Annotated in this window: 22 protein-coding genes; 11 read left to right on the top strand and 11 right to left on the bottom strand. The window is 48.6% G+C overall.

All coding sequences use genetic code 11. The features are described from left to right. Nucleotides 1-59: 59 nt before the first annotated feature. From HMPREF3179_RS11075 to HMPREF3179_RS11060, 4 genes are all read right to left on the bottom strand, one after another. Nucleotides 60-2,177, bottom strand: coding sequence for a UvrD-helicase domain-containing protein (locus tag HMPREF3179_RS11075; protein ID WP_070471256.1), 2,118 nt, complete (start codon nucleotides 2,175-2,177; stop codon nucleotides 60-62). A 34-nt stretch (nucleotides 2,178-2,211) separates the two neighbouring features. Then, nucleotides 2,212-4,416, bottom strand: a complete 2,205-nt coding sequence (locus HMPREF3179_RS11070) for a primosomal protein N' (RefSeq protein WP_070471253.1) — start codon at nucleotides 4,414-4,416, stop codon at nucleotides 2,212-2,214. An 88-nt stretch (nucleotides 4,417-4,504) separates the two neighbouring features. Then, nucleotides 4,505-5,575 (bottom strand): uroporphyrinogen decarboxylase, encoded by a 1,071-nt coding sequence (hemE, locus tag HMPREF3179_RS11065; protein WP_070471251.1) that lies wholly within the window; start codon nucleotides 5,573-5,575, stop codon nucleotides 4,505-4,507. A gap of 115 nt (nucleotides 5,576-5,690) precedes the next feature. Continuing rightward, nucleotides 5,691-6,542, bottom strand: coding sequence for a hypothetical protein (locus HMPREF3179_RS11060; protein WP_018025496.1), 852 nt, complete (start codon nucleotides 6,540-6,542; stop codon nucleotides 5,691-5,693). A 556-nt stretch (nucleotides 6,543-7,098) separates the two neighbouring features. Here HMPREF3179_RS11060 and HMPREF3179_RS11055 point away from each other — a divergent pair. From HMPREF3179_RS11055 to HMPREF3179_RS11010, 10 genes are all read left to right on the top strand, one after another. Continuing rightward, nucleotides 7,099-8,592, top strand: coding sequence for a DEAD/DEAH box helicase (locus HMPREF3179_RS11055; RefSeq protein WP_070471250.1), 1,494 nt, complete (start codon nucleotides 7,099-7,101; stop codon nucleotides 8,590-8,592). A gap of 137 nt (nucleotides 8,593-8,729) precedes the next feature. Continuing rightward, on the top strand, nucleotides 8,730-9,920 hold the full coding sequence (gene prpF, locus HMPREF3179_RS11050) for a 2-methylaconitate cis-trans isomerase PrpF (protein ID WP_070471248.1): 1,191 nt from the start codon (nucleotides 8,730-8,732) through the stop codon (nucleotides 9,918-9,920). A 29-nt stretch (nucleotides 9,921-9,949) separates the two neighbouring features. Next, on the top strand, nucleotides 9,950-10,654 hold the full coding sequence (gene rpe, locus HMPREF3179_RS11045) for a ribulose-phosphate 3-epimerase (protein ID WP_180963759.1): 705 nt from the start codon (nucleotides 9,950-9,952) through the stop codon (nucleotides 10,652-10,654). 3 nt (nucleotides 10,655-10,657) lie between these two features. Beyond that, nucleotides 10,658-11,368 (top strand): phosphoglycolate phosphatase, encoded by a 711-nt coding sequence (locus HMPREF3179_RS11040; RefSeq protein WP_070471245.1) that lies wholly within the window; start codon nucleotides 10,658-10,660, stop codon nucleotides 11,366-11,368. A 356-nt stretch (nucleotides 11,369-11,724) separates the two neighbouring features. Continuing rightward, on the top strand, nucleotides 11,725-13,248 hold the full coding sequence (locus HMPREF3179_RS11035) for an anthranilate synthase component I family protein (RefSeq protein ID WP_036556834.1): 1,524 nt from the start codon (nucleotides 11,725-11,727) through the stop codon (nucleotides 13,246-13,248). A 21-nt stretch (nucleotides 13,249-13,269) separates the two neighbouring features. Further along, a complete protein-coding gene (locus HMPREF3179_RS11030) occupies nucleotides 13,270-13,845 on the top strand; it encodes an anthranilate synthase component II (RefSeq protein WP_036556836.1) in 576 nt (191 codons plus the stop codon). Between the two features lie 32 nt (nucleotides 13,846-13,877). Beyond that, nucleotides 13,878-14,915 (top strand): anthranilate phosphoribosyltransferase, encoded by a 1,038-nt coding sequence (trpD, locus tag HMPREF3179_RS11025; RefSeq protein ID WP_070471243.1) that lies wholly within the window; start codon nucleotides 13,878-13,880, stop codon nucleotides 14,913-14,915. Nucleotides 14,916-14,933: 18 nt separating this feature from the next. Next, entirely contained in the window at nucleotides 14,934-15,734 is an 801-nt protein-coding gene (gene trpC, locus HMPREF3179_RS11020; RefSeq protein WP_036556839.1) for an indole-3-glycerol phosphate synthase TrpC, read from the top strand. A gap of 17 nt (nucleotides 15,735-15,751) precedes the next feature. Beyond that, nucleotides 15,752-16,198, top strand: coding sequence for an HIT family protein (locus tag HMPREF3179_RS11015; RefSeq protein ID WP_070471241.1), 447 nt, complete (start codon nucleotides 15,752-15,754; stop codon nucleotides 16,196-16,198). 23 nt (nucleotides 16,199-16,221) lie between these two features. Then, nucleotides 16,222-17,130, top strand: a complete 909-nt coding sequence (locus HMPREF3179_RS11010) for a hydroxymethylglutaryl-CoA lyase (protein ID WP_018025486.1) — start codon at nucleotides 16,222-16,224, stop codon at nucleotides 17,128-17,130. Nucleotides 17,131-17,257: 127 nt separating this feature from the next. On the opposite strand, the gene dprA is transcribed toward HMPREF3179_RS11010, so the two are convergent. Continuing rightward, the gene (gene dprA / locus HMPREF3179_RS11005; RefSeq protein ID WP_246824455.1) at nucleotides 17,258-18,172 is read right to left on the bottom strand and encodes a DNA-processing protein DprA; all 915 of its coding nucleotides are present in this window, start codon (nucleotides 18,170-18,172) and stop codon (nucleotides 17,258-17,260) included. 153 nt (nucleotides 18,173-18,325) lie between these two features. Here dprA and def point away from each other — a divergent pair, with 153 nt between their 5' ends. Then, nucleotides 18,326-18,850: a peptide deformylase gene (gene def / locus HMPREF3179_RS11000; RefSeq protein WP_036556847.1), complete on the top strand. Its 525-nt coding sequence runs from the start codon at nucleotides 18,326-18,328 to the stop codon at nucleotides 18,848-18,850. A gap of 91 nt (nucleotides 18,851-18,941) precedes the next feature. Here def and HMPREF3179_RS10995 read toward each other — a convergent pair whose 3' ends face one another. The 6 genes from HMPREF3179_RS10995 to HMPREF3179_RS10970 form a co-directional block, all read right to left on the bottom strand. Then, nucleotides 18,942-20,240 carry a phenylacetate--CoA ligase family protein gene (locus tag HMPREF3179_RS10995; RefSeq protein WP_070471237.1) on the bottom strand — a complete coding sequence of 433 codons (1,299 nt, stop codon included), beginning with the start codon at nucleotides 20,238-20,240 and terminating at the stop codon, nucleotides 18,942-18,944. Between the two features lie 12 nt (nucleotides 20,241-20,252). Continuing rightward, entirely contained in the window at nucleotides 20,253-21,107 is an 855-nt protein-coding gene (locus HMPREF3179_RS10990) for an ABC transporter ATP-binding protein (RefSeq protein WP_070471235.1), read from the bottom strand. A gap of 33 nt (nucleotides 21,108-21,140) precedes the next feature. Next, the gene (locus HMPREF3179_RS10985; RefSeq protein WP_070471232.1) at nucleotides 21,141-22,475 is read right to left on the bottom strand and encodes an ABC transporter substrate-binding protein; all 1,335 of its coding nucleotides are present in this window, start codon (nucleotides 22,473-22,475) and stop codon (nucleotides 21,141-21,143) included. Nucleotides 22,476-22,556: 81 nt separating this feature from the next. Next, entirely contained in the window at nucleotides 22,557-23,621 is a 1,065-nt protein-coding gene (locus tag HMPREF3179_RS10980) for a branched-chain amino acid ABC transporter permease (RefSeq protein ID WP_048767713.1), read from the bottom strand. Between the two features lie 26 nt (nucleotides 23,622-23,647). After that, the gene (locus tag HMPREF3179_RS10975) at nucleotides 23,648-24,577 is read right to left on the bottom strand and encodes a branched-chain amino acid ABC transporter permease (RefSeq protein WP_070471231.1); all 930 of its coding nucleotides are present in this window, start codon (nucleotides 24,575-24,577) and stop codon (nucleotides 23,648-23,650) included. Nucleotides 24,578-24,589: 12 nt separating this feature from the next. After that, nucleotides 24,590-25,378, bottom strand: a complete 789-nt coding sequence (locus HMPREF3179_RS10970; protein ID WP_018025478.1) for an ABC transporter ATP-binding protein — start codon at nucleotides 25,376-25,378, stop codon at nucleotides 24,590-24,592. Nucleotides 25,379-25,380 lie beyond the last annotated feature (2 nt).

The following is a 25,380-nucleotide window of genomic DNA, read 5'->3' as shown; positions in this document are numbered from 1 at the left end:
TTACCCTATGAGTTTAACAAAGGCTGCCCCGCTAAGGGCACAATCGACCCCGTGATAAGCTACTTATTTTGCGTCAACATGTCGCGTAGCCGCGCTAAACGCTCCTTAGGCGACATGCCCTGAAAGGGATCCTTTTCAATGGCGACACCACTCTCTAATCCCATTTCGGCAATAAAGCGCGATGGCTCACAGATTATATCCTCGCGCGCACGGCGACGTTTTTTACACCAGGTTACGGTCAAATGCTTCTGCGCTCGGGTAATGGCCACGTACATCAGGCGCCGTTCTTCTTGAATGCGATCACTGTAACCGCCGTCCTCCTTATTCGGGTCGCCGTATTCATCATCCTTGCCCAAATGCGGTAATAAGCCCTCTTCGGTGCCGATTAAATGCACATAAGGGTACTCCAAGCCTTTGGAAGCGTGAATGGTGCTAAGCTTCACCGCATCAATCTCTTCCTCGTCCTCACTGCGCTCCAACATCGTAATGAGGGCAATGCGTTGCACCAACTGCAATAAATCCATTTCCTCCTCAACTGCCTTGGTTTTAAGCCAGCTCAAGAGCTCTTGGACATTTTGCCAGCGCGATAAGGCACTACGCTCTTCTAAGCTATCGTATAAATAACGCTCATAGTCAATAAAACGCATTAATTCATCTAATAGCTCGGGCGCCTTACGCTCCTCACTCCGGTACAACGCTGGATTACTCAGCAAATCGACCGCCCGTGCAGGGGCACGCCCACGGTTAGCCTGCCAACGAATACTTTCAATCACATGGGCAAAGGCTCTCAAAGCTTGAAGCTGCTTTTCATTGATGTAATTTATCAGCTCATCCTCAAAAATCGCCTCATATAAACTGATTTCCTTGGCGGCAGCCAATTCACCCAAGCCGGTCAAGGTCGCTTGCCCAATACCGCGCTTAGGGGTAGTAACGGCGCGGATAAAAGCTGGATCATCTTCCTCATTAACCAACAGACGTAAATAAGCCAAGATATCCCGCACCTCGGCCTTATCAAAAAAGCTTTGCCCACCCGTCAACACATAAGGAATATGCATTTCCCTAAAGGCCTGTTCAATCACCCTGGCTTGGTGATTGCCACGGTACAACACGGCAAAATCCTTCCAGTCGGCACGCTGTTGAAAACGTGCTTGGGTAATCCGCATGGCAACGGTTTCGGCTTCGGCTTGATCATTATCCATCACCACCACCTGCACCGGCGATCCCTCCTCAAATGAGGACCAAAGCTTTTTAGAAAAAACGCTAGGATTATTGGCAATCACATTATTTGCCGCTTCTAAAATGCGTCCTACTGAGCGATAGTTTTGTTCCAGTTTAATTAACTTCAGCTTAGGATAATCGCTCAATAAGCGCGATAAATTTTCAACCGTGGCACCACGCCAGGCATAAATAGCCTGATCATCATCGCCCACGGCGGTAAATTGCTGCCGAAAATCCGTTAATAACTTCAGCCATTCGTATTGGCAGGCATTGGTGTCCTGATACTCATCCACCAGTAAATAAGTAATGCGTTGCTGCCAACGTTCTCGTACCTCTTCATGCTCGCGCATCAGCAGTACCGGCAAAAGGATTAAATCATCAAAATCCACCGCTTGATAGGCCTTTAAGGTCGCTTCATAACTACGATACAGTCTAGCCGCATCCTGTTCATCCGGCGTTTGCGCTAAGTTTTCTGCTTGCTCAGGTAGAATCAGCTGATTTTTCCACAGTGAAATCACTTGCTGTACTGCGCGAATCCGCCCCTTGTCGGTGGTACTCAGCATCTCCTGAATAATACCGGCTGCATCGGTAGCATCTAGAATTGAAAAACCTCGCTTTAAACCGGCAAACTTCGCCTCTTCTCTTAAAAAGCGCACACCAAGAGCATGAAAGGTGCAAACCGTCAGATCTCGAATTAAGCTTGGCTCGACTAAAGACTTTAGCCGTTCCATCATTTCTTTTGCTGCTTTATTAGTAAAGGTCAAGGCCAACACGCCACGCGCGTTATAGCCGCAAGTATTAATTAAATAAGCAATTTTTTGGGTAATGACTCGGGTCTTACCACTACCCGCTCCCGCTAAGACCAAGCAAGGACCGTCCAAATACTTGACCGCCTCCAACTGCATGGCATTTAAGCCCATACTGTGCTCTGAAGATTGACGATGAGTAGAATGAGACATACTGAATTAATCACGTGCGTGGTTCAACATAAGCTTAAATCTCTAGCGGATCGACTTCAATCACGTATTTTAGCCGATGCTTTTTAGCGATTTTTGCAATCTGCTCAGCCCAATAGGGTAAAAAACGCTGCAATCTGGCGCGCGAGGCTGACTCAATTAACAGCTGCGCCCGCTCCATATGAAACACTCGCACAATCCGTAAAGGCACGGGATCATAGAAACGGATTCCCGTTTGTAGCTCGCGTAAGTGCTGATAAGTTGGCTCATCCGCATAGTCTTCAGCCAGCACAATGGCTTTAATTTCTTCTAAAAATGCTAAGCATCTTTCAATTTCTTTGCTACTTGCCGTTACTAGGGTCTGAAAGGAAAACGGCGGCAACTGCGCCAGACGTCGTTCTTGTAGCGGATGCTCGGCAAACAGTTCATAATCCTGCCTTTGTAAGGCTAGATAGAGTGGATGATTGAGCTCATTACTTTGAATTAAGACCTTGCCCCCGGGCAAATGACGTCCGGCGCGACCCGCCACCTGCAATAACTGCGCAAATAGTCGCTCTGAGGAGCGAAAATCGTGAGCGTATAGCCCGGCGTCCGCATTCAATACACACACTAAATTAAGATTTTTAAAATCATGCCCTTTGGACACCATTTGTGTGCCGACCAAAATATCGATCTTGCCCTCATGCACCCGATTAAAAAGCTCCTCAGCCTGTCCCTTACGCTTGGTACTATCAGCATCAATGCGCTGAATCCTAGCATCGGGAAACTGCTGCCGCAAATACTCTTCTACCTTTTGCGTCCCACGTCCTAAGGGCTGGATATCTGTATTACCACAGTCCGGACAGGCGCTAGGCGGACGTCGCTGCAAACCACAATGATGACATTGCAACTGATAAGTAGGAGGTCCACTGTGGCGCTTAGTGCCGTGACCACCACTCGGCAGGCGATGCATCACCATAAAAGCCGAGCATCTGCTGCACTCACTATTCCAAGCACAGGCAGGGCAATGCAACACCGGTGCAAAACCACGCCGATTAATAAACACCAATGCTTGTTGACCTCGTTCAATACAGTGCTGAATCTCGTCCAACATCTGTTGACTAATGCCCTCCACTAAAGGCGTTTTGCGTGTATCGATAAACTCAAAACTCGGTTTAAAGGCCAAGGCGCCCACCCGTTCAGGCAAGCTGCAAAGATCGTACTTCGCCTCTTTGGCATGTTGCCAGCTTTCCAGGGATGGCGTAGCAGAGCCTAAGACCACTGGAATATTTAATTGGTGTCCACGCCACACTGCCAAGTCTCTGGCCGAATAACGCAAGGCGTCTAATTGCTTATAGGAGGCGTCGTGCTCTTCATCAATCACAATCAAACCGAGATTTTGCACCGGCGCAAAAATCGCCATACGCGTGCCGAGGATGATGCCCGCCTGCTTCGTCTGCACCGCCACCCAAGCTGCCAAACGCTCACCATCAGATAAATTACTGTGCAGAATAGCTATCTGCTCATGTGGAAATCGCTCTTGAAACTTAGCTTGTAATTGAGGGCTCAGATTAATCTCTGGCACCAATATCATCACCTGTTTGCCTTGCGCCAATATATGCTCAGCCACGTGCAAATACACCTCGGTCTTACCACTACCGGTCACCCCATGCAGTAACACCGTTCTATAGCCCTCAATCGCTGTGATATGCTGAAAAGCAGTGCGCTGTGCCGCAGATAACTGCGGACGCTGAGGCGACTCGGTCTCCGCTACTTCTGCAGACTGGCCTAGGCTCGACACGGCGGTGTCAGTTCCATCCTCTTCCGCCTGTTGACGCTCTTTTGCCGCTGCTTTGGCGGCCTTTTTAGCAGCCGAAGCCTGACGTTTTAATAGCCGCTGTACCGGTCCACCGGCAGCACGGGCACCAGTATAGGCCTTAGGGTTTTTCAGTGGCGTGGGGAGAGTGGATAGTAATGCCTCACCCAGTGGGCGCTGATAATAACTGGCAGCAAAACGACCGAAATCCAGCCAATCCGTCGGCATGGGCGGCAAATCATCATAGACCTCCAACACCTCCTTGATTGACGACTCCTCATACGCAGGCTGCTCTGGCCGCTCGATCACAAAGCCAATCAGCTCCTTGGTGCCGAAGGGCACACGCACGCGCTGACCAATCATCGCTTGCATCCCCTCTGCTAGACGATAATCGAATGAATCAGCCATTGGCAAAGCCAAGGCAACGCGCACCCAAGGCCGCTGCATAAATGATGCTCTCCAGTTAAAAGAAGCCCATTAATCCGTAGACAATGGGCTCCGATGACACGTCATTGACACTAACAACAAAAACGTCTTAGTTGTGATACTGCTTACTGTGATTATGCACCTCGTCTACTAATACTGCCACTTGCTCCGGATTAGTAAATTGAGAAATGCCATGACCCAAGTTAAACACATGACCACCTTGGCCTACCGGACCGAAATCATCAATGACGCGGCGTACCTCTTGGCGCAGACTCTCCTCACTACCAAATAAAGCCATGGGGTCGATATTACCCTGTAAGGCAACCTTATCACCCGTCTCCTGACGTGCGCGAGCTAGGCTCATCGTCCAATCCAAACCGACTGCATCGGCACCGGTGGCGGCAATGTCTTTGATCCACAAACCACCGCCCTTCGTAAAGGCAATCACCGGAATATCTTCGCCCTCATGCTGACGATTTAGCTGATCAATTACCTTTTGCGTATAGGCTAAAGAAAACTGCTGGAATAATCCGTCAGGTAAAACACCACCCCAGCTATCAAAAATCATCACCGCTTGCGCACCCGCCTTAATCTGCTCATTCAAATAAACCGCCGTGGCAGTGGCCGTGATTTCAAGAATTTGCTTTAACAAATCAGGGCGCTGATACATCATGGTTTTGATCTTGCGGTATTCACGTGTAGAACCACCCTCAACCATGTAGCAAGCAACCGTCCACGGACTACCGGCAAAGCCGATTAAAGGTACCTTGCCGCCTAACTCCTGACGAATCAAAGTGACCGCATCAAAAACGTAGCGTAGCTTTTCCATATCGGGTGCCTGTAACTCGGCCACACGCTGCTCACTATCCACCGGATTAGCGAACTTAGGCCCCTCACCCTGCACAAAGCTCAAATCCAAACCCATGGCGTCAGGGATTAATAAAATATCGGCAAATAAAATTGAGGCATCCAAATCAAAGCGACGGATCGGTTGTAAGGTCACTTCACATGCATATTCAGGATTAGAGGCTAAACCCATAAATGAACCCGCTTGGGCGCGGCACTCACGATACTCTGGCAGATAACGGCCTGCTTGGCGCATCAACCACACGGGCGTATAAGGAACGGCTTGACGCTTTAAAGCACGCAAAAAAACATCATTTTTTAAGGTGGGCAACATAAAACCTCCGGAAAATCAGTTAAAGAGGAATAGCAGATAGGAATCCTGCGCACTCGTCGTTAATTTTTGATGACAAATTATAAACGACTACCCCTCTTTAAACAAATGAATCCACCTAAACATCCGGACGGAACTGCTCAGCATCTATCTTGTGCTTGCGCATCAACTCCCAAAAAGAACGGCGATTTTTCTTAGCCAGCGTGGCGGCTTGTGCGATATTACCCTTGGTCGAGCGTAACATATAGCTCAAATAGCCATGCTCAAAGCGGTCGACCACGTTTTGTTTAGCCTCCTTAAAACCCTCATTGTAATAGCTAACATGCTGGTCACTGAAAGCAAAGGCATAATGACCCGTATGCTGCTCGGCACTCCGTAACAGCGCCTCAAAAAATGCGCGCTTCGGCTCCTGATACGATGGGTGACTCGGCGCACTTAAACTCACGATGCCATCATGAGTCGCAGCCCGCGTCACAGTGTAATCATGCGAGCGACGCAAACTCGGCTTATTGGCTGCCGCTAACAGCCGCACTCGCAACTCCTCCTGATTGATGGGGTAACGCATAAAATCACTTAAGCCCAAACGCAACAAATCAATCATTGCGACTGGTTGCACCCCGGAGACTAAGGCAAAGACTGGGCATAGATTTGGATGAAACTCCTCGGCACTATGCATAAAAAACAAAAAGCGCCGCGCCAAGCTTAAACTCTCGGTATTTAATAACAGGATCACCACATCATAGCGCATCAACTGCATCAATAAAAACTGCCGATCCTCCTCGCGAAACTGAAGCTCGTCGGTCGCTGGCACTAACTCGGATAAAGCGACATCGTGAACTCGCAAGCGCTTATGCTTAATCACAACTTGCTTAAACCTATCGGAACCATCTGCCAACGCCGCTTGTCCTGACACCCCACGCCCAGCCACCTGATCAAAATGCAAGATAGCGCAATCCAATGTCTGCTTCATAAAAAACCTCGCGATTTTCTCTCTATACTCACCATAAATTAGATCGATATTGCATTAGACTAATGAATAATTGGCGCCAATAACATACCCTTGAATACCTAGTCAAAACTACGTATAAATCCAGCAAAAATTTAGTCGCATAGCTAGCTCAAAATCAATCCGATATTAACTAGCAACGCACGTTTTACGACCTCAACCAGCACCGTCCAAAACACAAGCCAAAGACCACGCCAAGGCATCAAAAAACAACAAGCACAGCTTAGCACTCAAGCATTTGCCTCGTTCAAAGATTAATACTTGACAGCTAGGGGAAACCCTTTATAATGAATTGCTTATCTGAATAAGTCACGGCATCCATCCATTGGCTATCACAGCCGCCACACGACTCACTCAAATCACAACCAGCGCTTTTAAACGATACTTCATCGCAAGCGATTGGTTTATATTTAAACAGTTCGTTTTTGTATATTATCGCTCCAACCCCTGACGTAGTTTCACCATGCGTTGATCCGGTCGGCACGATATAAACCGACACGAGATTAATAAGGAAATTACTATGTCTTTTGAATCATTAGGCTTAGCACCGGTATTGCTATCTGCCTTAAAAAAAGCTGGCTTTGCTGAACCCACCGAGGTGCAATCCACCGCCATTCCCGCTGCCCTTCAGGGTAAGGATTTAATCGTCAGCGCCCAAACCGGTAGTGGTAAAACAGCTGCTTTCGTGCTCCCCGCCTTACACCGTATCGCCACTACGCCTGCCACTAAGCAGCAAAGCGTGCGCTTACTGGTACTCACACCGACTCGTGAATTGGCGCTGCAAGTAGCCGCTGCGACCAAGCAATACAGTGTCGGGATGCGTGGTTTACGAGTTGCGACGGTGGTTGGTGGTATGCCTTACGGCCCACAAATTAACGCCTTAAGCCGCCGAGTTGATGTCTTAGTGGCCACACCGGGACGGTTAATTGATCACCTCAACGCCGCTCGTGTCGACCTCAAACAAATTGAGACCTTGGTATTGGATGAGGCGGATCGTATGTTAGATATGGGCTTCTTGGAGGACATGAAAGCCATTGTGAAGCATACCCCCGAGTCTCGTCAGACCTTAATGTTCTCCGCCACCTTTGAACGCACTTTAGCGGAATTAGCAGCGAGTATGTTAAAGGACTCGGTCCGCATTAATGTCGCCAACCAAACGCAAAAGCACGAAAATATTGAGCAGACCCTACTCTATGCGGATAATGCCGGACATAAGTTCCGCCTCTTAAGGCATATTTTAGATAATGAGCCGGTTTACCAAGCCATTGTCTTTACGGCGACCAAACGCAGTGCCGAGGATCTGGCCCAGCGTCTCAAAGACAATGATTACAAAGCCGCCGCTTTACATGGCGATATGAATCAACGCCAACGTAATCGCACCATTACTCAATTACAAAATGGCAAACTACATGTGCTGGTAGCCACTGATGTGGCCGCACGCGGTATTGATGTGCAAGGTATTAGCCACGCCATTAACTTTGATTTACCGCTGCAACCTGAGGATTATGTACATCGTATTGGTCGCACGGGTCGCGCCGGACGGGATGGTCGCGCCTATAGTTTTGCTACTTTTGCTGAGGGTATTAAAATTAAAAAAATTGAGCGCTTTACTGGTCAACCCTTTGAGGTGGAAACCATTGGCGGCTTAGAGCCTATTCGTCAAAGCACCAAGCCTAAAAGCAATGCTTCCAAAGCTCGCCGAGATAGTGCTAAAGCCAGTAACGCCAAGCGTCGCACTGCGCCACGCCGTGAAAAAGCAAGCGATTTTGACGGTTTAGACAAAGACTTTGAGCGCACAAACAACGCCGCTTCGGCTAAGGTAGCGCAGCCAGCGCGTCGCCCCAAAGCGGCCTCGCAGAGCACAGCCAAAGCACGCAAGCACAACGATCGTCGCGAGGGTGCCGAGCGAACGCTAGCAATGGATGGCGTACGCCCAAGTCGCAAGCTACGCAAAAACAGTAAAGCACTGATTGAAAGAGTAAACCGCGCTGTTCTCGATCGCATGGCTTACTAGTAAGCCTACGCAGCGGTAACGTCGCACCGCCCACGCTCTACTCCATGCCGGGAATGCTTTTTAGCAGCGCCCGGCATTTTTTTATCAATAAGCGTTATAATCGAAAGTCATAAACTATAATATTTTGGAGATCATACATGAGCCAGGTCGCACAAATTAAAATCCCTGCCACCTACATGCGTGGCGGCACCAGTAAGGGGGTATTTTTTAGCCTAAATGATTTACCGCCAGCGGCACAACAACCAGGTGCAGCGCGTGATGCGATTTTAAAGCGAGTGATTGGTAGTCCCGATCCCTACGGCAAGCAAATTGACGGTATGGGTGGCGCCACTTCCTCCACCTCCAAAACCGTCATTGTCAGCAAAAGCACGCAGCCTGAGCACGATGTGGATTATTTATTTGGTCAGGTAGCCATTAGCAATGATTTCGTTGATTGGAGCGGCAACTGCGGTAACTTAACCTCGGCGGTTGGACCCTTTGCCATTCAGGTCGGTTTAATTGATCCAGCAAAAATCCCTGACAACGGTATCTGCACAATTAAGATCTGGCAGCGCAACATTCAAAAAACCATTATTGCCCATGTCCCTATCACTAACGGTCAGGTACAGGAAACGGGTGATTTTGAGTTAGACGGCGTGACCTTTCCTGCCGCTGAAATTATTATTGAGTTTATCGATCCCTCGGATGATGACGGGGAAGCAGGTGCTTCAATGTTCCCTACCGGCAATCTAGTGGATCAATTGGAAGTACCAGGCATTGGGACATTTTCTGCGACCATGATTAGCGCAGGGATTCCGACCATTTTCTTAAAAGCAGAGGAGTTAGGCTACCAAGGCACTGAGTTGCAGAGCGATATTAACAGTGATCCCGAGGCCCTACTTCGCTTTGAGACGATCCGCGCATACGGTGCCAAGGCCATGGGCCTAATCAACGACGTGCAAGAGGCTAAAGACCGTCAGCACACCCCTAAAATCGCTTTTGTAGCACCAGCACAGGACTACACTACCTCCAGTGGCAAAGCCATTGCAGCCGATGCCATTGATTTACATGTGCGTGCTTTATCCATGGGGCAGCTCCATCACGCGATGATGGGTACGGCAGCAGTCGCCATTGCGGCGGCTAGCGCGGTGCCCGGCACCTTGGTTAATCAGGCGGCAGGCGGTGCCACTAGCGCAGGCGTGGTCTTCGGGCATCCCTCAGGCACCTTACGGGTAGGCGCTGAAGCGGTTCAAGAGAATGGTCAATGGCAAGTGAAAAAGGCCATTATGAGCCGCAGTGCCCGTATTATCATGAGCGGTTGGGTGCATGTGCCCGGCGACTGCTTTTAATTTTTAATCTAATGAACAACGTATCTACCATGAGCTTACTTCCTGCGATTATCGCCCCCAGCATCCTATCTGCCGACTTTGCCCGTTTGGGCGATGAGGTAAAGCAAGTGATTGCTGATGGCGCCGACTGGATCCACTTCGACGTGATGGATAATCACTACGTCCCCAATCTCACCATCGGCCCTTTAGTCTGTGAAGCCATTCGTCCTTATACCGATGCGGTGATTGATGTGCACCTCATGGTAGAGCCGGTTGATAGCCTTATCCCGCTATTTGCCAAGGCGGGAGCCAATATGATCACCTTCCATCCGGAAGCTTCAAAACATGTGGATCGCAGCTTAAATCTGATTCGTGAGCATGGTTGTCAAGCCGGTCTTGTACTCAACCCAGCCACCAGTTTGAGCGTTTTGGATTATGTTATGGATAAGCTGGATATGGTGTTACTGATGTCGGTCAACCCCGGTTTTGGTGGTCAACAGTTCATTCCTTCCACCCTCGACAAAATCACCCGGCTACGTCATCGCATTGATGCCTGGACAGCGGCAGGCGGTCAAGCGATTCGTCTTGAGGTTGATGGAGGCATTAAGGTGGACAATATTGCTGAGGTGCGGGCGGCAGGCGCCGATACCTTTGTGGCCGGCTCAGCTATTTTCGGTGCTGATAATTATCAAACCGTGATTGAACAAATGCGTGAGCAAATTGCCCTAGCCGATGGTAAATTAATTAAAACTTAACTGATGAAACGCACAACCCACGCCACCATCACCACCGTCTTATTTGACCTCGACGGTACCTTGGTTGATAGCATGCCGGATTTGGCCTATTGTTCCAATCAAAGTTTAAGCGAATTAGGACGCCCCATGCTCTCCGAGGAAAGGCTTAGCACCTTTGTAGGTAAAGGCCTAGAGCGTCTGATCATCCGCTTTTTAGCCGATGATATTGAGGCTACCAGTGCGGATCCAGCGCTTTTTCAGCAAGCCAAGGCCATTTTCAAGCGTCATTATCATGCAAGCAATGGCGATCGCAGTGTGCTTTATCCCCAGGTGCGTGAGGGCTTAGATCGGCTCAAAGCCATGGGCTTAAGCCTTGGCATTGTCACCAATAAGCCGATGGAGTTTACTATCCCACTGGTGGAGAAAAAAGGCATTCTGCCTTACTTTGATGTGCTAGTAGGCGGTGACACCTGCGAGCACAAAAAGCCCCATCCGCAACCCCTGTTATATGCCATGCAACAGCTACAGAGCGATTCACATCATACCGTTTTTGTAGGTGATTCACTGAATGACTCTGCCGCCGCTGCGGCCGCCGGCATCCCCTGCCTGATGCTGCCCTATGGCTACAATGAGGGTCAAGCCATCACGCCGCCGGTGCATGGTGCAGTCGTCAATGATCTAGTGGCCGTAGCACAATGGATTGAAAGACAAAACGCATTATCCGAAGCTAATTAAGCCGCGCTTAAACTAAAAAGGAAAATTGTCACACCTTTTTCATAAAACTGTGTTACCATTTTTACTATTCATCCATTAGGATTTGACGATTTTTTTACAATGATGCCATTTAACCCTATCGCTTACGCCCTTAACAACATCGCCTATTATTGGCGTTGGTGGCTTTTGCGCGCCGGGTTTATGGTGTCTTAAGGCTTAATTTAGCGTCTTCACTAGATAGTAGCTCTGAAAACTCTGAAATTAATCCTAAACTTAAAGACTGATGTATTAACCCGGTACCTCGAGTAACCGGGTTTTTTTACGTTGATACTAAGGATACCCGGTCAAACGCTACCACTTGAAAGAGAGTAATTACCATGACTGAAATTGAATTTAACGCCCTCAAGGCCCAAGGTTACAACCGCATTCCTCTGCTACAAGAAACCTATGCTGATTTAGACACCACCTTGGGTATTTATTTAAAGCTTGCTCATGCGGATAAAAAGCGCGGCAAAATGAGTTGCTTACTCGAATCCGTCGTCGGTGGTGAACGTTCTGGTCGTTATTCCTTTATCGGTTTACCTGCGCGCACCGTGATCCGCAATATCGGCAACACCACCGAATTAATTACCGACGGGCAAATTGTAGAAACGCATGAGGGTGATCCTTTTGAGTTTATTCGCAGCTACATGGCACGTTTTAATGTGGCTAATCGCCCGGGTATCCCTCGTTTTACCGGTGGTTTAGCTGGCTATATCGGCTACGATGCAGTGCGCCATATGGAGCCCAGCTTAGGCCCGGCAGTTAAGCCATTTCCCCATGGACAAGAAGAAGGCACGCCGGATATTATGCTGATGCATATTGATGAGGCGGTGATTGTGGATAATGTCATTGGCCGCACCTATCTTTTAGTCTATGCCGATCCAGGGGTAGAGGATAGCTACTCTAAAGGGCAAAAGCGCCTCCTGGATTTACGTCGTATGCTGCGCCAGCCAGTTGAAATCCCGTATAGCTTGGCTAGTTTAGTCACTGCAGAAGAGCGTCCTTTTGCTAAAGAGGACTTTTTAGAGGCGGTTGCCCAGGCCAAAGAGCATATTGCGGCGGGTGATTTGATGCAGGTGCAAATCGGTCAAGTCATTAGTAAACCCTTCCGTGATTCACCACTCTCTTTATACCGCTCACTACGTTCACTCAATCCCTCGCCCTTTATGTATTACTACAACTTCGACGATTTCCACGTGGTGGGTTCATCGCCGGAAATTTTAGTACGCCAAGAGCATGTGCTTAATAGCGATGGTGAGGAGCATACCGAAGTGACAATTCGTCCCTTAGCTGGCACTCGCCCACGTGGTCGTACACCGCAAGAGGACCAAGCCTTGGCTGAGGAATTACAAAACGATCCTAAGGAAATTGCTGAGCATGTGATGTTAATTGATTTAGCTCGCAATGATATTGGTCGCGTTTCTCAAACCGGTAGCGTTGAGGTGACGGATCAATTTGCGGTAGAAAATTACTCACATGTGATGCATTTAGTGTCCAATGTTAAAGGCATTCTCAAGGAAGGTATGGATTGCATTGATGTGCTACGGGCGACTTTCCCCGCCGGCACCCTGACTGGCGCCCCTAAAGTGCAAGCCATGAAACTCATTGATGAGTTGGAGCCAGTACGGCGCGGCATCTACGGTGGCGCTGTAGGCTACCTCAGCTATAACGGTACCATGGATATGGCCATTGCCATTCGTACCGGTTTAATTAAAAACGGCAATCTGTATGTACAAGCCGCAGCCGGTATTGTTGCCGACTCCGTTCCCGAAAAGGAATGGTTAGAAACCGAGCATAAGGCACGTGCCGTACTACGCGCTGCCGAGCAAGTGCAATATGGTTTAGATAAGCCAATGTAATAACAACACAGGAAATATCAAATGACTAAGCTTTTTATGCTCGATAACTACGACTCCTTTACCTATAACTTAGTGCAATATTTCGGTGAGTTGGGCGCTGAGGTAACCGTAGCGCGTAATGATGAAATCACCATCGCTGAGATCGAGGCACTGGATCCCGATTTGATTTGCATCTCCCCCGGTCCTTGTTCGCCTGCTGAAGCCGGTATTTCCGTGGATGTGATTAAGCATTTTGCTGGCCAAGTGCCAATTTTAGGCGTCTGCTTGGGGCACCAGTCGATCGGCGCTGCCTTTGGCGGTAACATCATTCGTGCCAAGCAATTAATGCACGGCAAGACCTCCACCATTACGCATCGTGGTAGCGATGTCTTTAGTGATATTCCCTCACCTTTTACTGTCACACGCTATCATTCCTTGGTGATTGAACGTGACTCTTTACCTGAATGTTTAGAGATTAGCGCAGAAAGTGAAGATGGTGAAATCATGGGCGTGGCACATAAAGAACTGCCGGTATTCGGAGTGCAATTCCATCCCGAATCGGTATTGAGTGAATATGGTCATGAGCTATTAAATAACTTTTTAAAATACGCACAATAAATACGGTAGTGGCGTCAAACGGAGCATATCTAATGAAAATATCCTATCAAGAAGCCCTCACTCGTCTGATTGAGCATCGTGAAATCTTCGAAGATGAGATGATTGGCTTAATGCGCACGCTGATGCGAGGTGAAATGCCTCCAGAAATTGCAGCGGCCTTTTTAATTGGTTTACGTGTTAAAAAAGAAACCGTGGACGAAATTACCGCCGCTGCCATGGTCATGCGTGAGTTCAGCACCCGCGTCAAATTAGCCCATCCAGAAGCAGCGCTCGATATGTGCGGCACCGGTGGCGATGGCTCAAATACCTTTAATATTTCTACTACCGCTATGTTTGTCGCAGCCGCTGCTGGCGTACCCATTGCCAAGCATGGTAATCGCAGTGCTTCCAGCCCCGCTGGTAGCGCCGACGGCTTGGAGGCCTTGGGCGCCTTTGTGGAGACACCGCCTGAGCGGGTAGCCGAAAGTATTCAGGAAACTGGTATCGGTTTTATGTTTGCCCCTTTTCATCATAGCAGCATGAAAAACATTGCACCCATTCGTAAACTATTGGGTGTACGTACCATCTTTAATATCCTCGGCCCCTTGACCAATCCGGCCAATGCCGGCAACCAGTTAATGGGGGTCTTTCACCCCGATTTGGTAGGTATTCAGGTGCGTGTATTAAAGCAATTAGGCGCTAATCATGTGCTGATTGTGCACGGTATGGACGGCATGGATGAAGCGACCCTAGGCGCCAGCACCTTAGTCGGTGAGCTAAAAGACGGCGAGGTCTTCGAGTATGAAATTCACCCAGAGGACTACGGCATGTCGATGGTCTCCAACCGCAGCTATCGTGTAAAAAACAAAGAGGAGTCGCGCGATATCATGCTAAGTGTCTTAAAAAATGAAGCGGGACCGGCTTTAGATATTGTCATTTTTAATGCGGGTCTAGCCATTTATGCAGGCAACAAAGCCAACAGCATCAGAGAAGGGATTGACATGGCTAAAGAATTACTGGCAAGCGGTGCTGCCTTTGCTAAAATGCAGCAATTCTGCCAATTCAGTCAAACCCTGAGACCACAACAGTAAGTACGATTTGGAAGTGTGATGGACGATATTTTATTAAAAATTCTTAAGGTCAAACACGCGGAAGTGGCTGAGCTCAAAAAGTCGCGCAGCAGCAATGATTTATTAAGAGAGGCAGAAGCCCGTCAAGATACGCGCGGCTTTGCCAATGCCTTAAAAGAGCGTATTGATATTAAGAAAAATGCGGTGATTGCCGAAATTAAAAAGGCCTCACCCTCTAAAGGTGTGATTCGTGAGGATTTTAATCCCGATGCCTTAGCCATCAGTTATGCGGCGGGCGGTGCAAGCTGCTTATCAGTATTAACCGATACGCAGTTTTTTCAAGGCTCTCATGACTACCTGCGACGCGCTCGTGCTGCCTGCGCCTTACCCGTGATTTGTAAAGACTTTATGGTGGATCCCTACCAGATTTACCGCGCTCGTGCCTTTGGTGCTGACTGTATTTTACTGATTGTGGCCGCTTTGGATGATAAGCAATTACAGGATTTCGAGCAAATCGCCATGGACTTGAACATGGATGCCTTAATCGAAGTTCATAATGAAAATGAAATGGAGCGCGCCTTAAGGCTTAAGTCACCCATGATTGGCGTCAATAACCGTGATCTACGTAGCTTTAAAACCGATATTCACAATACCCTACGCTTAAAAAACATGCTCGCCCAAGAAAAAGATCGTTTTTTAATCACTGAAAGCGGCATTTTAAGCCGTGATGACGTCAAATTAATGAATGATAACGATGTCTACGGCTTTTTAATCGGTGAGGCCTTTATGCGCCAAGAGGATCCGGGCAAAGCGCTAGCGGCCATGATGGCACAAGACTAAATTAAAGGGGTTGGAGGATGCAAAAGCAATGTGTCTTATGCACGGAGGTGGGCGGTAGGCTACTTTGGGAAAATGATTTTGTACGTATTATCAATGCTGAAGAGCCGAACTACCCTGCCTTTACCCGTGTCATTTTAAAAGCGCATTATCAGGAGATGAGCGATCTAGCACCGGCTAAACGCCACGCCTTAATGGATTATGTATGGTTAGTTGAAACGGTGCAGCGCGAGGTGCTTGCACCCACTAAAATCAATCTTGCCCAATTCGGCACCATGGTACCACACGTGCATTGGCATATTATCCCTCGCTTTGAGCAGGATCCACATTATCCGGATGCCATTTGGTCTAGCCCCAAACATTCGCCCGCTAATGCGGCGCAGCAGGACTATTTAGCCAATCAGCAAAAAATGCTGGCACAGTATGAAGCAACACTAATAAATCGTTTAAAATCGATCAGCCATTAAAATCATTACGAGGAGTGTAGACAATGGATTTCCCAAAAAAAGTCACCATTGTGGAGGTGGGCCCGCGCGACGGTCTACAAAATGAAAAGGAGTTTGTACCCACCGCCACCAAGATTGAATTAGTTAATCGTTTGGTTGATGCCGGCGCCCCAAAAATTGAGGCTGCTTCATTTGTATCACCTAAATGGGTACCACAAATGGCCGATGCGGCAGAGGTTATGCAAGGGATTGAGCGCAAAAGCGGTGTGGTTTATGCTGCCTTGACACCAAATGTGCGCGGTCTTGAGGGTGCCCTAGCTAATGGCGCTGATGAGGTCGTCATTTTTGGTGCGGCCAGTGAGGCTTTTTCTCAAAAAAACATCAACTGTTCAATTGCCGAATCCATTGAGCGTTTTGTTGATGTTGCTCGCTTAGCCAAGGAGGCCGGGGTCCTACTGCGCGCCAGTATCAGTACTTCCTTTGGTTGCCCCTATCAAGGTGAGGTGCCCATCGAATCAGTACTTGACGTGGTTAAGCGCATGCAGGACTTAGGCTGTGATGAAATCGATATAGCTGACACCATCGGCGTGGGTACGGCAGCCCAAGTGTATGAGGTGATGTCACGCGTGACAGATATCGTAGCTAAAGAAAAAATTGCTGGCCACTTCCACGACACCTACGGTCAAGCGCTAGCCAATATTGTTGCTTCACTGCAGGCCGGGATTAGTATTTACCACTCCTCCGTGGCTGGTCTCGGTGGCTGTCCTTATGCGAAGGGTGCCACGGGTAATGTTGCCACTGAAGATGTACTCTATATGCTTCACGGCATGGGTATTGAAACCGGTATGGATTTAGACAAAACGGTGCAAATCGGCCAATGGATTTCCGATCAAATCGGTCGCCAAAATGCTAGCCGTGTTGGCCGCGCCTTAATTGCCAAGTGCGCTGCCTAAGCCGAGCCCTTAAGATGATGAGAGCGTCCCTGGCCGGACGCTCTTTTTGATCGTGGACGGCGGCTTATGATAAAGACACTACCACAGCGGTAGCGCTGCAACAGCTATCCTAATCGCTAGCTGAGCATCAATCCGGAATACGATAGGCGGCACGTAGCTCCTCCTCAATATCGGCCGCACGCTCGACCAGCTTTGCTCCCTCGCGAATCAACTGATGACAGCCACGTGCCAACTGCGAATGGATAGAGCCTGGAATCGCAAAGACCTCACGACTATACTCTAAGGCCTGTTTGGCAGTGATTAATGAACCACTGCGTTTAGCCGCCTCCACCACCAGCACGCCTAAGCTCAGCCCCGCCACAATGCGATTGCGCTGTGGAAAATGATGCGTATTGGCTTGCATACCGATACCGTACTCACTCAGCAAAAGACCCTGGTCACGGACCCGCACGGCTAACTCAATATGCTCCCCCGGATAGACCAGATCCAAGCCTGTCGCCATCACCGCAATGGTGGCTGCCGGCTGAGCCGAGGCCAAGGCCCCCTCGTGCGCTGCCTTATCAATACCATAAGCTAAGCCACTCACAACAGCCCATGACTTAGCGGCAAAATAACGCGCAAAAGCACGGGCATTGTCATTACCTCCAGCGGTTGAATGGCGTGAGCCGACAATCGCAAATTTTGGCTTTTTCAGGGTTTCGATTTGACCTGCATAGTACAGTAAAAAAGGGGCATCTGGAATGCTCAGCAACTCTGCCGGGTAGTCCGCATCAGGGAGGGTTAATATGCCATTAACCGCACTACTTTGCAGCCAATCCAAACTAAGCTCAATCCGCTGCTCAATCTCCGCCGACGGGGGCGCACTTAAACTGCGGGCAATCTCTGGCGAGCACATAGCCGCTAGACTGGTATAAGAAGCATCAAAGATCAACTGTGGCAAACCAATCCTAGCCAACAGCTCCCGCCCCGTCACTGGCCCAACACCAGGCTCCATACTAAGACGTAACCAAGCTTTTAACTCATCGATGTCCATGCTACTCATACCCTATCACCCCGCCGCCAGCGCTCACCATCACTAAACTTATCATCTGCTTATTTTGCCATTATCTTAAAGAACAATTCAGCTATTGGCTAAAAACATCCACCGCTAAAATGCTAAAATACAGCTATCTATGGATTTTTTATTTCTAAACGAATGGCAATATTATCAATTCTTAAGTACCCTGATCCCCGTTTACATAAAATCGCCAAACCGGTGCAAGAGGTGGATGATCGAGTCCGTCAAATCGTTAAGGACATGACGGAAACGATGTATGATGCACAGGGTATCGGTCTAGCCGCGACACAGGTTGATATTCATGAGCGTATTGTCGTCATTGATATCTCCGAAGAGCGTAATGATCTGTTAGTGCTAATTAATCCACAAATTACCGCTCGTAGCGATGATAAAACCGTCTATGAGGAGGGTTGTTTATCGGTGCCCGGCATTTATGATAAGGTTGAGCGCACCTCCGAGATCACGGTAGAAGCGCTCAATGAACAAGGTGAGAAGTTTAGCCTAGAGGCAGACGGCCTCCTCGCCATTTGTATTCAACATGAGCTGGATCATTTAGTAGGTAAGGTGTTTGTAGAGCATCTTTCGAGCTTAAAGCAAAACCGTATCCGCACTAAAATCAAAAAAGCCGAGCGCGAAGCTAAAAGAGAGGCTCAACGAGTTTAGACTCAAAGCGGCTTCAAAGCTAGGGTGAGCGCTAAGTACATAAGCTATCGTGCCCAGTGCCCACCCCGATGACTATAACGGACCGTATCAGCTACTCATAATCACGCTGATCCTGGATGACTAAACCGTCATTCGGCAAGGTCCCCGGTGCTAACACCTCAACCGCGGTACGCAGCTTAATCACTTCGCGCGCCGCTGATTCTGCCTTGGCAATCCACGCTTCATCGGTGGCCTCGGCTCGCTCTAGGCGCAAGATAAGATTTTCACTACCTACCTTAGCATCGGCCACGATGCGTGCTTTGCTCACACCGTCCAAGCGCTTAACTAACTCAGCCACATGTTCAGGGTGAACAAACATGCCACGCACCTTAATGCTCTGATCGGCACGGCCCATCCAGCCCTTGATGCGATCATTACTACGACCGCAGGCAGAATGACCACTTAAGATCATTGACATATCACTGGTACCAAAGCGTAGTAGTGGATAGTCGGGGTTGAGCGTGGTCACCACCACTTCACCCACCTCCCCCTCAGGCACTGGCTCGTTAGTACCGGGGCGTACAATCTCCAGAATAATATCTTCTGCCACCACTAAGCCATCACGGGCTGAGGTTTCATAAGCAATTAAGCCTATATCGGCGGTACCATAACATTGATAACCATCAATACCACGCTCGGCGAACCATTGTCGCATGGTTGGAGTAAAGGCTTCGGCAGTAAAAAGCGCATGCTTTAAACTATCGATTGTGACCCCCATCTCATCGGCTTTTTCCAAAATAATTTTCAAAAAACTGGGTGTACCAGTATAAGCCTGAGGGCGCAAATCCTGCATTGACTTCACCTGTAGCTCGGTCTGACCAATACCACCGGGAAAGACTGAACAACCCAGAGCTAAGGCTCCACTTTCCAGCATATTACCCGCTGGCGTAAAGTGATAGGAAAAACAGTTATGCACCAACATCCCGCCTCGTATACCGGCGGCATACAGAGCCTGCGCCATGCGCCAATAGTCGGGTCGACTGCTGTCCAATTCATAAATCGGTCCTGGCGAGGCATAAACCCGTGCCACCTGCCCCCAAGACACCGGCGCAAAACCACCAAACACGCCTTCACACACATCACCGCTGCCCCGTAACGCATGCTGTTGATGCATCAGGGTGGATTTACGCACCACGGGGATAGCGGCTAAATCCTCACGACTTTGTAGTGTGGCGATATCAATCCCTTGCAACTGCTCTTGCAGACGAGGCGTTTGTGGCATCAATTCGCGCAGATTATGGCGCAATTGAGAAAACAACTCAAACTCACGCTCATCCTTGGAGCGCAGCTCGCGTGAGCTGTAATAAGGCGACGCTTTTTTATCGCTACGCACATTACTCTTGAGATCCATCATCTACCTCCTCTAGGCTAACCAGCGCTTACGCCGACGATAAAACTTACCGTCACGGAAGCTTTTACGATCACCACTCTCGATTCCGAGGTAGAACTCCTTGACATCGTCGTTATTGAGCAATTCCTCTGCCGTGCCGTCCAACATCACGCGACCGCTTTCCAGAATATAGCCATAATCCGAATAACGCAAAGCAATATTGGTGTTTTGCTCGGCTAAAAGGAAACTCACCCCCTCACGCGTATTTAAGTCGCGCACAATTTCAAAAATCTCCACCACGATTTGCGGTGCTAAGCCCATCGACGGCTCATCTAACAGAATCATATCGGGGTTAGCCATCAGGGCGCGACCAATGGCCGCCATTTGCTGCTCACCACCTGAGGTATAACCGGCTTGGCTATTACGACGCGTTTTTAGACGCGGGAAGTATTGATACACCATATCCAATCCCGCTTCCAAATCACCGCGACTCAATTTACGGGTATAGGCACCGGTCAGAAGATTTTCTTCAATCGTCAAATGCTCAAAACAATGACGACCCTCCATCACCTGAATCACGCCGCGTTTAACCAAATCGGCCGGGGTCAGATCCTGCACCTCCTCCCCCTTATAGCTGATACTGCCTTTGGTTACCTCACCACGCTCACTTTTGAGTAAATTGGAGATCGCTCGCAAGGTCGTTGTTTTACCGGCGCCATTCGCACCTAGTAAAGCAACGATTTTCCCCTTGGGTACGACGAGAGAAACCCCTCTTAATACCAAAATAACGTGGTTATAAATTACCTCAATACCATTAACATCCAGTACGTTTTCAAGCGCTGGTGTAACAACGGCAGCTTGGTTCTGTTGTGTTATTTGGCCTTGCATAACAATCTCCAACTACGAACAACTAAGCTTAAATTACTCTACAGCAGAGCAATCACGAGGGGTGATGCCTTTGGCATCAGCGTATTTTTTGGCTTCTTCCATGACGATAGGCTTAACAAAGTCTTGATCCGCCTGCATCCAGTCGGAGATAACCTCCCACTTAGCACCGTCCCATTGCGCAATACGTGCCCAGTCACCGCCCACGTGATCCTCACATGTCGTACGGACAGGGCGCATCATGCCGGCCATACCAGTCTCCTCTAAGCGCGCCTCGTCGATATTAAGGTTTTCAAAGCCCCAACGAATCTGCTCTGAGTTCATATGTTGACCAACACCAAACTTCTCTTGTGCAGTACGAATAGCTTCAACCGCTAAGAAAGAAATCATCATGCCGCGGTTATAAGCAATGGTACCGTAGGTACCGTTACCCTTACCCATGCCTTTACCTTTGGCATATACTTCGTCCTCTAACTTCTGATAGACGCCAAAATCCTTACCCGCTGAGTTGTGTAAGGTAATGGTTTTGTAGCCTTTAGCGACTTGCGCAATGTCTTTTACATCATTTTCAGAGCCTGCCCACCAAATGGCTAAAATCTTATCGCGCGGATAACCTGTGGCCTGAGCCTCACGAATAGCGGTCGGTGTCATCACGCCCGCACTCCATAAAATCACGTGATCCGGACGACGTTGACGGATTTGTAACCACGTAGACTTCTGCTCAACCCCAGGAGCGGTCACAGGATAAAGTTGTAGTTCAAAGCCATGTGCTTCGGCGCGCTTTTGTAATAAAAGAATCGGCTCTTTACCATATGGCGAGTCATGATAAACCAAGGCGATTTTTTTACCCTTAAGCTTATCCAAGCCACCCATTTGCTCAGCAATATGCTGTATCGCAACGTCCGCAGCCGTCCAGTAGTGACCTAATAAAGGGAAGCTCCACTCAAAGTAGGCACCCGCTGCTGATTGAGATAAACCATAACCCGTCGTTTGTACTACCATCTTGTCACTGGGTGCTCTATCCGTCACTGCAAAAGTAATACCGGTCGATTGTGTATCAAAAGCCGCAGCACCACCGTGCGCATTCTTCATACGCTCATAGCACTCTACCCCACGGTCCGTGGCATAAGCAGTTTCGCACTCCTCAAAGCGAATTTTGACGCCATTGACCCCGCCTTGCGCATTCACCAGCTCAAGGTAATCAATTTTACCGTCACCCCAAGCAATACCAAGGGGCGCAAAAGAACCTGTACGGTAAGTTAATAAGGGCAAATACTGCTCAGCTGGCTGCGCTTTTAAAGCTGCGCTCACACCAAAAGTACCTGCAACTGTCATCGCTGCCGCTAAGCTTTTGATCATAAATTTCTTCATTTCTGTCTCCCATGTATGAAGTTTTTTAATTACTTTAGTTATTTTAAAAATCGCTCTTCTAAGGGTAGCGTTATTCAATGATTAGTGAGGGAATGGCCAAATTCTCAGCTTCTCACGAGCAATTGACCAGAGCTTCGCTAAACCATGCGGTTCAACAATCAAGAAAAACACGATTAAGGAACCGAAAATCATATGCTCAATATGCGCTGCCGTATCCACCGGGAGGTTTAAACCAAACAACTCCGGAATACGGGTCAATATAATGGGCAGTAGCACAATAAAGGCGGCACCAAAGAAGCTACCTGCAATTGAACCTAAACCACCGATAATCACCATAAATAAAAGCTGTAATGAGCGATTTAAGTCAAAGGCTAATGGCTCCCATGAACCTAAGTGCACATAGCCCCAAAGACCGCCGGCAATACCGATAATAAATGAGCTCACGGCAAAGGCACTCAGTTTGGCATACATCGGGCGAATCCCAATCACTGAGGCAGCCACGTCCATATCACGGATCGCCATCCATTCACGACCAATGGCACCACGCACCAAGTTTTTCACGAGCAGCGCCAACACAATCACCACTAACAGCACAAACACATACTTCTGCACTGGCGTCTGCACCGGCAAGCCGAAGAAATCCAGACGTGCCACAGACACACTACCTGAGGCTGAATAGTTAGTTAAATAAGGAATGCGCAAGAATGCCCAATCCACAAAGAACTGTGCTGCCAAGGTTGCTACCGCCAAATAAAGACCGCGGATGCGTAGGCTCGGTACGCCAAAGATAATTCCGAACAGCATTGCGCCGAAACCACCGATCAGCAATTGGAAGATAAAAGGAATCTCCGGAATACGGGTACCAAAGTTCCATGCCACATAGGCGCCCACCGCCATAAAGGCACCACTACCCAATGAAATCTGTCCACAATAACCAACGAGGACATTTAGACCAATCGCCGCTAAGGACAAGATTAAAAAGGGAATTAAAATCGCACTTAAAAAGTAGTTACTTGCAACAAAAGGCACCACAAATAAAGCAACGGCAATAATGGCTAAGATTGCGATGCGATCTTGGCGAATCGGGAAAATCTGCTGATCCGCGCGATAACTGGTTTTAAATTGACCATTTTCACGGTAAAACATTTTTTATACTCCTTAGGCCTTAGATACTAAACACGGTCGATAATTTTCTCGCCGAATAAGCCTTGTGGTCTAAACAATAAGAACACTAAAGCCAGTACATAGGCGAACCAGTTTTCGATACCACCACCCAAGAAGGGACCCAAATAAGCCTCTGAAAGCTTTTCACCGACACCGATAATTAAACCACCGATAATGGCACCCGGCACCGACGTTAAACCGCCCAAAATCACGACCGGTAAAGCACGCAGTGCGGCTGTTGAGAGAGTAAAGGACACACCAAATTTTGAGCCCCAGATAATACCTGCCACCAAGGCCACAACACCGGCAACCGCCCACACAATCACCCAAATGCGATTTAATGGAATACCAATCGACTGCGCCGCTTGGTGATCATCGGCAACGGCACGTAAGGCACGACCGGTCGGTGTAAACTGGAAAAATAGCGCTAAGGTAGCCACTAAGGCGGCTGCAATCACGGCCGCAGTCAAGTCCTCAAGACTCAGTAAAATACCGCCCTCAAAGACATTTTCCATGACAAATAACGGATCCTTAGGCATGCCGACATCAATGGTGTACATCGCACTACCAAAGAGCGTTTGACCAAAGCCATCCAAGAAGTAGCTAATACCCAAGGTCGCCATCAAGAGTGCTGTTGCCTCTTGGTTAACCAAATGACGCAAGACAAAGCGCTCAATGGCAATAGCAAAAAGAATCATCAGGATGGCGCTGACGATGAAAGCCAAGATATTGGCTAACAACATACTTTCAAAGCCTAGCCACTGGGGTAACCAAGCGGAGAAACGTGCCATCGACAAAGCGGCCACCAAAACCATCGCACCTTGAGCAAAGTTAAACACACCCGAGGCTTTGAAAATTAATACAAAGCCGAGTCCGATTAAGGCGTACATCATGCCGCTCATGAGACCGCCAAAAAGAGTTTCTAAAAAATAAGACATATTGGCTTCTCCCTATACCTGAGCGCCCAGATAAGCACGAATAACCTCCTCGTTATTGCGCACCTCATCCGGCGTACCGTCACCGATTTTTTTACCGTAATCAAGTACCACCACGCGATCGGAAATATCCATCACCACGCCCATATCGTGCTCAATCAGCACAATGGTCGTACCGAATTCATCGTTCACATCAAGAATAAAGCGTGACATATCCTGCTTTTCTTCGATGTTCATACCCGCCATTGGCTCATCCAACAGCAGCAATCTAGGCTCCATCGCCAAGGCGCGGCCCAAATCCACACGCTTTTGTAAGCCATAGGGTAAACGACCTACGGGTACCTTGCGGTATGCTTGGATCTCAAGAAAATCAATGATATTTTCTACGAACTCGCGATGCTCAATTTCCTCCTTTTCGGCGCCGAAGATACGAAAAGCCTGGGAAATAATATTGCTCTTCATCCGTAGATTACGGCCGGTCATAATATTGTCCAGTACGCTCATCCCCTTAAAGAGAGCAAGGTTCTGGAAGGTACGACCGATACCACGGGTCGCCGCACGACGCGGTGTCATTTTCTCCAACACCGTACCGTCCAAGGTAATACGACCCTCTTGTGGTGTATAAACACCGTTAATGACGTTAAGCATGGAGCTCTTACCCGCCCCGTTAGGGCCGATAATAGAGCGAATCTCATGCTCTTTTACATTAAAAGAAATATTTGTCAGTGCTTTGACCCCACCAAACGAAAGCGAAATGCTGTCTAGGTCTAGGATAACTTCACCGATTCGACGTTGATTCTGCATCA

This window comes from Oligella sp. HMSC09E12 (assembly GCF_001808505.1).
GTDB classification, from domain to species: Bacteria; Pseudomonadota; Gammaproteobacteria; order Burkholderiales; family Burkholderiaceae_B; genus Oligella; species Oligella urethralis.
The sequence above is the reverse complement of the archived record's forward strand: the minus strand, read 5'-3'. Positions and strand labels throughout refer to the sequence as shown.

What these genes read in the sequence shown, in the direction of transcription:
- HMPREF3179_RS11075 (WP_070471256.1), bottom strand. Translation starts at nt 2,177, where the DNA reads ATGTCTCATTCTACTCATCGTCAATCTTCAGAGCACAGTATGGGCTTA.
- HMPREF3179_RS11070 (WP_070471253.1), bottom strand. Translation starts at nt 4,416, where the DNA reads ATGCAGCGGCCTTGGGTGCGCGTTGCCTTGGCTTTGCCAATGGCTGAT.
- hemE (WP_070471251.1), bottom strand. Translation starts at nt 5,575, where the DNA reads ATGTTGCCCACCTTAAAAAATGATGTTTTTTTGCGTGCTTTAAAGCGT.
- HMPREF3179_RS11060 (WP_018025496.1), bottom strand. Translation starts at nt 6,542, where the DNA reads ATGAAGCAGACATTGGATTGCGCTATCTTGCATTTTGATCAGGTGGCT.
- HMPREF3179_RS11055 (WP_070471250.1), top strand. Translation starts at nt 7,099, where the DNA reads ATGTCTTTTGAATCATTAGGCTTAGCACCGGTATTGCTATCTGCCTTA.
- prpF (WP_070471248.1), top strand. Translation starts at nt 8,730, where the DNA reads ATGAGCCAGGTCGCACAAATTAAAATCCCTGCCACCTACATGCGTGGC.
- rpe (WP_180963759.1), top strand. Translation starts at nt 9,950, where the DNA reads ATGAGCTTACTTCCTGCGATTATCGCCCCCAGCATCCTATCTGCCGAC.
- HMPREF3179_RS11040 (WP_070471245.1), top strand. Translation starts at nt 10,658, where the DNA reads ATGAAACGCACAACCCACGCCACCATCACCACCGTCTTATTTGACCTC.
- HMPREF3179_RS11035 (WP_036556834.1), top strand. Translation starts at nt 11,725, where the DNA reads ATGACTGAAATTGAATTTAACGCCCTCAAGGCCCAAGGTTACAACCGC.
- HMPREF3179_RS11030 (WP_036556836.1), top strand. Translation starts at nt 13,270, where the DNA reads ATGACTAAGCTTTTTATGCTCGATAACTACGACTCCTTTACCTATAAC.
- trpD (WP_070471243.1), top strand. Translation starts at nt 13,878, where the DNA reads ATGAAAATATCCTATCAAGAAGCCCTCACTCGTCTGATTGAGCATCGT.
- trpC (WP_036556839.1), top strand. Translation starts at nt 14,934, where the DNA reads ATGGACGATATTTTATTAAAAATTCTTAAGGTCAAACACGCGGAAGTG.
- HMPREF3179_RS11015 (WP_070471241.1), top strand. Translation starts at nt 15,752, where the DNA reads ATGCAAAAGCAATGTGTCTTATGCACGGAGGTGGGCGGTAGGCTACTT.
- HMPREF3179_RS11010 (WP_018025486.1), top strand. Translation starts at nt 16,222, where the DNA reads ATGGATTTCCCAAAAAAAGTCACCATTGTGGAGGTGGGCCCGCGCGAC.
- dprA (WP_246824455.1), bottom strand. Translation starts at nt 18,172, where the DNA reads ATGAGTAGCATGGACATCGATGAGTTAAAAGCTTGGTTACGTCTTAGT.
- def (WP_036556847.1), top strand. Translation starts at nt 18,326, where the DNA reads ATGGCAATATTATCAATTCTTAAGTACCCTGATCCCCGTTTACATAAA.
- HMPREF3179_RS10995 (WP_070471237.1), bottom strand. Translation starts at nt 20,240, where the DNA reads ATGGATCTCAAGAGTAATGTGCGTAGCGATAAAAAAGCGTCGCCTTAT.
- HMPREF3179_RS10990 (WP_070471235.1), bottom strand. Translation starts at nt 21,107, where the DNA reads ATGCAAGGCCAAATAACACAACAGAACCAAGCTGCCGTTGTTACACCA.
- HMPREF3179_RS10985 (WP_070471232.1), bottom strand. Translation starts at nt 22,475, where the DNA reads ATGAAGAAATTTATGATCAAAAGCTTAGCGGCAGCGATGACAGTTGCA.
- HMPREF3179_RS10980 (WP_048767713.1), bottom strand. Translation starts at nt 23,621, where the DNA reads ATGTTTTACCGTGAAAATGGTCAATTTAAAACCAGTTATCGCGCGGAT.
- HMPREF3179_RS10975 (WP_070471231.1), bottom strand. Translation starts at nt 24,577, where the DNA reads ATGTCTTATTTTTTAGAAACTCTTTTTGGCGGTCTCATGAGCGGCATG.
- HMPREF3179_RS10970 (WP_018025478.1), bottom strand. Translation starts at nt 25,378, where the DNA reads ATGCAGAATCAACGTCGAATCGGTGAAGTTATCCTAGACCTAGACAGC.